This is a genomic window from Candidatus Aquarickettsia rohweri (assembly GCF_003953955.1).
Taxonomy (GTDB): Bacteria; Pseudomonadota; Alphaproteobacteria; order Rickettsiales; family Midichloriaceae; genus Aquirickettsia; species Aquirickettsia rohweri.
Genome location: NZ_RXFM01000091.1, coordinates 1 through 5891, shown reverse-complemented (window position 1 = coordinate 5891; position 5891 = coordinate 1). Strand labels below are relative to the sequence as shown.

Here is a 5891-nt window from a genome sequence, read left to right as displayed (position 1 = left end):
ATTTGTTTTTATTGTTAAGTCATTTGAGGAGCTAATAAATTCATCTATTTTTTTTATTTTTTCTTCATAATTATCGATGTTGATTAATTCTTTTGCAAGATTTGTAAATTTTTCAACATACTCTTTGTTATTTGATCTATAATCATCATTATGAGCGCAAATTTTAAGCAATAAATCAGCAAACCATTCTATCTTACCATCATAATTAGCTAAATCTAATAAATCAATTTTTATTGGAGATTCTTTTTCTTTTTCCAATTTAATTGCAGTACCGTTAATTGCTTCTAAAAATTTCCCACTCCTTCCTTCTAAATCTATATATATAATCTTTATGTCAAATTTTAATGACTGGGATAATAAAAAATGGGTTAATGTTGTTTTTCCAGTTCCTTTAGGGCCGACAATAATGGTATGGCCGCTATTTTTATAATGGAAGTTAAAATTATAATATCTTCCTCTCAGTGTTTTTAGTATTGTGACTGGTTCCCCCCAAATACTTCCATTATAATTTCCCATATCTTTTGAATGAATATTGGTAAATGAAGCTGAAAAACATGTCGGCAAATAAAACGATCTATTGCTATAGTATGTATTACCTGGGAGATTAAAGTAAAAAACAGATTGTAAATTAAAATCTTCTCTAATAGATTTTATTCCTAGATTATCTATTTGTTCAGAGACAATTTTTATCTCTTGATTTAATAAATTAAGATTATCAGAATATAGTATAATATTGGTTTGAGACTAGCAATAATCGTTCGTCTCTCCTTTATCTGCATTTATAACATCATTGATATATAGTTCTTTAGATATTTCTAAATTTTTTACACTTTTTAAAGTTTTTTGGTAATGTTCTAGATCTTTTAAAGCTTTTTTATTTGATACAAATGTAATTAATTCAGAGATAATAAGTTGAGAATCACATTGTGTTATTGATTCTAGAAACTTCGAGTCAATAGAACTTTTAAATTCTACTGAATATGCTGCAACATATTTTGTTTTATTATCATATTTATTATATAAAATATTAAAATCTGTACTAATTTTAAAGTCTGATAGTAATTGTGAGTAGTCATATGGCTCAACTTTTATTTCTTTTTTCTCAAAATGGGTTAAATAATAATAAAATGATAAAGGTTCTGAATAAATGTTATTTTCCTTTTGTTTTATTGAAAGAATTTTTGAAGAGTAAATACTTAGTTCATTTTTTATATTTTGCGTAATAACATTTAATTTATCTAATGACTTCTCTATGTGTTTTTTATATTTTTGCTTTAAAGTGTAAGAAAATATCGAAGATAAAAAATCTGCTATATTAAATAATTTTAATTGTGGGCCTTTTTTTATTAAAGTTATATACAAAGTATTAACAAGTTGATGGTCCCAGTTATTTTGTTTACACCACGCATTTTCAACTAAATTTACTATCTTTTCTGGACCAGCATATGCATTTGGCATAATGTTCTTATAATCTCTTATAATATGAATATGAACAGCTATATCAGGATCTTTTATATACTTTAAAATAGCAGTTCTTATATCATCTCTTAATATTCTGTCTTGTTGATCAGAATCTTTATTAATGAATCCTTGAACTTCAATAATTTGAATTAAGTCAGCATTTTTTGTCAACAAAGTGTCATCATTAAAATGACATGCTATTTGTATCAAATCAGATGCTTTACTATTATAAAATCTAGTCTTTTGGTGACCTTTTATTTCCACTTTAATTAATATATATAATCATTTATATAGATTTATTTATTTCATATATACGCTCAGATTTCAATTATATAAGGTAATTAAGTCAAAAACATTATGCAATTTTAAATGTTAATCTATATAAATTTTTAAAGATAATTAGTTTATTTCAAGAACTCTATGTGCTAATGTAAGCATTTATTAAGCTGAGTTTTATGTAAAGATTAAAAGCTATGAGTTTAAGCGATAACAAAAATATTAAAAATATATCAGTTAATTTTGGTCCTCAACATCCAGCAGCTCATGGAGTACTTAGGCTTATTTTAGAAATGGATGGTGAAGTTATAGAGCGCGCAGATCCACATATAGGTTTGTTACATAGAGGTACAGAAAAATTAATTGAACATAAAACTTATCTTCAGGCCGTTCCATATTTTGATAGATTAGATTATGTATCTCCAATGTGTCAGGAACATTGCTTTGCACTTGCTGTTGAAAAATTATTGAAGTGCAAAACACCACTTCGAGCAAAGTATATTAGAGTTTTATTTAGTGAGATAACCAGAATTTTAAACCATTTATTAAATATAACAACTTATGCACTTGATGTGGGTGCAATGACACCATTACTTTGGATGTTTGAAGAAAGAGAAGTGATGTTAGAATTTTACGAAAGAGCATCTGGTGCCAGGTTTCATTCAGCTTATATTAGGCCTGGAGGAGTTGCAAAAGATATAGATGATAAGTTATTAAGTGATATATCGAGTTTTTTTGAAAAATTTCCTAAAAAACTATCTGATGTAGAAACATTACTTGATGAAAATAGGATTTTTAAACAACGACTTGTAAATATTGGTATAGTTACAAAAGATCAAGCCTTAGATTGGGGGTTTTCTGGCCCTATGATAAGGGCGTCTGGCATTCCATGGGATTTAAGAAGGTCTCAGCCGTATGAAATTTATGAAGAATTAGATTTCAAAATTCCAATAGGTAAAAATGGTGATTGTTATGATAGATATTTAGTTAGAATGCAAGAAATAAAAGAATCACTTAAGATAATTAAACAATGTCTTAAAAAAATGCCTAAAGGTGATGTGAATTCAGGAGATAAAAAAATGACTCCCCCCACTAGAAAGGATATGAAAAATTCTATGGAAGCATTAATTCATCATTTTAAATTATTCACTGAGGGCTATAATGTTGGGCCAGGAGAAACATATACAGCTGTTGAAGCTCCAAAGGGAGAATTTGGTGTATACTTAGTTGCTGATGGAAGTAATAAGCCTTATAGATGCCATATTAGAGCTCCTGGTTTTACACATTTGCAAGCACTTGAAAATATGAGCAAGGGCCATATGCTTGCGGATGTTGTTGCTAATATTGGCAGTATGGATATTGTATTTGGAGAAATAGATAGGTAAAAAATATGTCATCTATGTTTAAAGAATGTAAATTTGATCAACCAAAATCTTTTAAGTTTTCAGAAAAAAATCTAAAAAAGGCTAATGAGTATATAAAAAAATATCCTGATGAAAAACAAAGGAGCGCAGTTATGCCTTTATTGTATTTAGCACAGGAACAACATGATAATTGGATTCCATTTGCAGCTATGGATTATATTGCTGAATTGCTTGATATACCTGCCATACAAGTTTATGAAGTTGCAAATTTTTATACAATGTTTAACAAGCAACCTGTTGGTAAAAATTTAATTCAGGTATGCAGAACTACTCCTTGTATGCTAAGAGGAGCAAAAGATATTACACAAACTTGTAAAAAAAAGTTAGGAATAGAATTAGGAGAGACAACAAAGGATAATAAATTCACACTCGTTGAAGTTGAATGCTTAGGTGCATGTGTTAATGCTCCATTAGTTCAAATCAATAATGATTATCATGAAAATCTTACTCCTGAATCTATGAAGAAAATAATTGATAAGCTTAGTAAAAAATAATAAATCGCTATTAAATTTTGCAGTATTGACTTTTAAAATTTATCAATTTAGCCTTATACTATGTTAATCATAAGTGGGGTATAAATGTCCGAAACAAATACAAAATCTAATCAAAGTATAATACCATATGATAATGGGGCTTGGATATATGACAAAATATGGAGTGGTGATTTACCTGATGGTACTATTACAGTTAAAAAAAATCATATAAAACCTGGGTTATTTAAAGATGCAATAACTGAATATAATAATAAAGCAACAGGATTCCCAATTACTCAGCCATTTCCTTATGGTGGAGATATTGAAATGTATTGTCGTGGTTCAGGTGAATCTAAAACATCCGATCCTTGTAGTGCGGACGGACTTTTAATTACTTTCCCAGGATCTGATAAAACAAAGAATGGTAAATATATAGGAGATCATTTTGTTGGTCTTAAAAGTTTTGAAGCTTATTTAGGTATTCCAAAAGTTGAACAAAATATTATTGTTATTGATGGGCGTTTAGATAATATAAAAGAAGGAGAATATGATTACTTAGATTATCTAAATAAATTAGACAAAGATGATGCCAATCTTTTTGCTGATATAATTTCGAAAGCAATATGTGCTCAGGATAAGGTAGATGGCGTGCAATTTGATGTAGAGCCCTTCAGCTTTACAGGAGAAGGAGGAAGTGTTACAGGAACTGGACAAAAATATTTATATACTCAAATCGCTAAAAATTTTGCAGGATGGAATGGGCATGATGATGACGTTACGGGTATAAATCCAGATTCTAGCACTGATCCTTTAGGTTGTGTTAGCGAAAACCATCCTAATGGTAGGATATTTAGTGTATTTACTTTTGCAAAATTTATAACAGATGAAGTGAAAGAAGTATTCTTGCGTTATGGAAATGGCTATATTGTTGACTCATTATATGATTTAGGACCATTACCAGGAGGTCAATTAAATTCAATAGATGATTTTAAAAAGTATGCAGCACAAGAAATTGAAGACATAAAAGCAACAGGGCTTCCATATCAATTTGCAATACCTCTTGCTGCTTCTGCTCATGAATTTGAAACTAAAAATGTTAACCCTCCTATTGGTATAGGTGAAGGAAATCAAATTGAATATGTTAAAGCTGTAATGGAACTAATAAATCCAAAGGCTTTAAAAGCAGAAGATCCTAATTTTAAAGGTATAAATATTTGGTCATGGAACCAAAAAATGTTTTGGCACGGAGATGAATATACTCCAGCATCACCTCCACAAGATGCTTTAGACTTCCTTAACTCATTTATGGATGCTGCCTCTGATAATACCTCTGATCATGATGAATTATAATTGTGATTTTAACTTGGTAAAGTTTAATGTATGTGGCTACGCTACTTTTTGTATATAGGAGATAACAAATATTTTCAAAAAAATTAAAATTGCCTTAGGTGCATTTATTTATGCACCTTTGGTCTAAATCAACAACGATTATCATGAAAATCTTACTCCTGAATCTATGAAGAAAATAATTGATAAGCTTAGTAAAAAATAAATATACTTGCTAACACTTAATCTATATAATTGATCCTTAAATAATTAGGGATAAATTATGACAGACACAAGGTTTTATAAGCTTTTGAATTTAATACAAAAAGGTGATAATGAAAAAATATTATCATATGCTGCCCAATATCCAGAACTTTTAGAAATAAAATCTTCTTAATTCAGTTATAACACTCCAATTTGCATTACAATTGAAAAAAAGTTATGATTTAACTGTTAGCTAGTAAAGCTGAATCCAGGTGCTTTATCTGAGAGTTGTGGAGGATATAGTGATGATAATACTGTTACTAATTTAATAATATGGCAAAAAAATTTAGACCTTGCTTATGAATTAGCAAAAATAAATAAAGCAACAGTGAATTCTAGGATTTTGTATTACGTAAACGCTAAAATATCCCCATCTTGACAAGTATTATCCGCCTTTCTTTGGGTTTCTTAAGTTTTTTGATAATTCTAAAAAAAATTTAATTTGATGATATTTTTTTATCAATATTATATGGAAGTAAATTTACTAACTCTTTTGGATCAGAATAATCATGAATATGATTCAGCAAATATTTTAAATAATCATAAGGATTAATCTTATTTACTTTGCAAGTTTCAATAATACTATAAATATTTGCACTAGCTTTAGCACCCTTAGTTGTTGCACAGAACATCCAATTTTTTCTGCCAACTGCAAATGGTTTTATAC

Annotated in this window: 4 protein-coding genes and 3 pseudogenes; 4 read left to right on the top strand and 3 right to left on the bottom strand. The window is 28.6% G+C overall.

All coding sequences use genetic code 11. From position 1 onward, the window contains the following. Window positions 1-516: pseudogene (locus EIC27_RS05795) on the bottom strand (hypothetical protein); the annotation flags it as partial. Window positions 517-585: 69 nt separating this feature from the next. Then, window positions 586-1458: pseudogene (locus EIC27_RS05790) on the bottom strand (VirB4 family type IV secretion/conjugal transfer ATPase); the annotation flags it as partial. Window positions 1459-1934: 476 nt separating this feature from the next. Here EIC27_RS05790 and EIC27_RS05785 point away from each other — a divergent pair. The 4 genes and pseudogenes from EIC27_RS05785 to EIC27_RS07995 form a co-directional block, all read left to right on the top strand. Continuing rightward, window positions 1935-3122, top strand: a complete 1188-nt coding sequence (locus EIC27_RS05785; RefSeq protein ID WP_126045140.1) for an NADH-quinone oxidoreductase subunit D — start codon at window positions 1935-1937, stop codon at window positions 3120-3122. Between the two features lie 5 nt (window positions 3123-3127). Then, window positions 3128-3655, top strand: coding sequence for an NADH-quinone oxidoreductase subunit NuoE (gene nuoE / locus EIC27_RS05780; protein ID WP_126045139.1), 528 nt, complete (start codon window positions 3128-3130; stop codon window positions 3653-3655). 84 nt (window positions 3656-3739) lie between these two features. Continuing rightward, window positions 3740-4984: a hypothetical protein gene (locus tag EIC27_RS05775; RefSeq protein WP_126045138.1), complete on the top strand. Its 1245-nt coding sequence runs from the start codon at window positions 3740-3742 to the stop codon at window positions 4982-4984. A 73-nt stretch (window positions 4985-5057) separates the two neighbouring features. Further along, window positions 5058-5186, top strand: a pseudogene (locus tag EIC27_RS07995) (NAD(P)H-dependent oxidoreductase subunit E); the annotation flags it as partial. Between the two features lie 475 nt (window positions 5187-5661). On the opposite strand, the gene EIC27_RS08360 reads toward EIC27_RS07995, so the two are convergent. Further along, a partial coding sequence (locus EIC27_RS08360; RefSeq protein ID WP_205702304.1) for a transposase domain-containing protein occupies window positions 5662-5891 on the bottom strand: 230 nt, incomplete at its 5' end.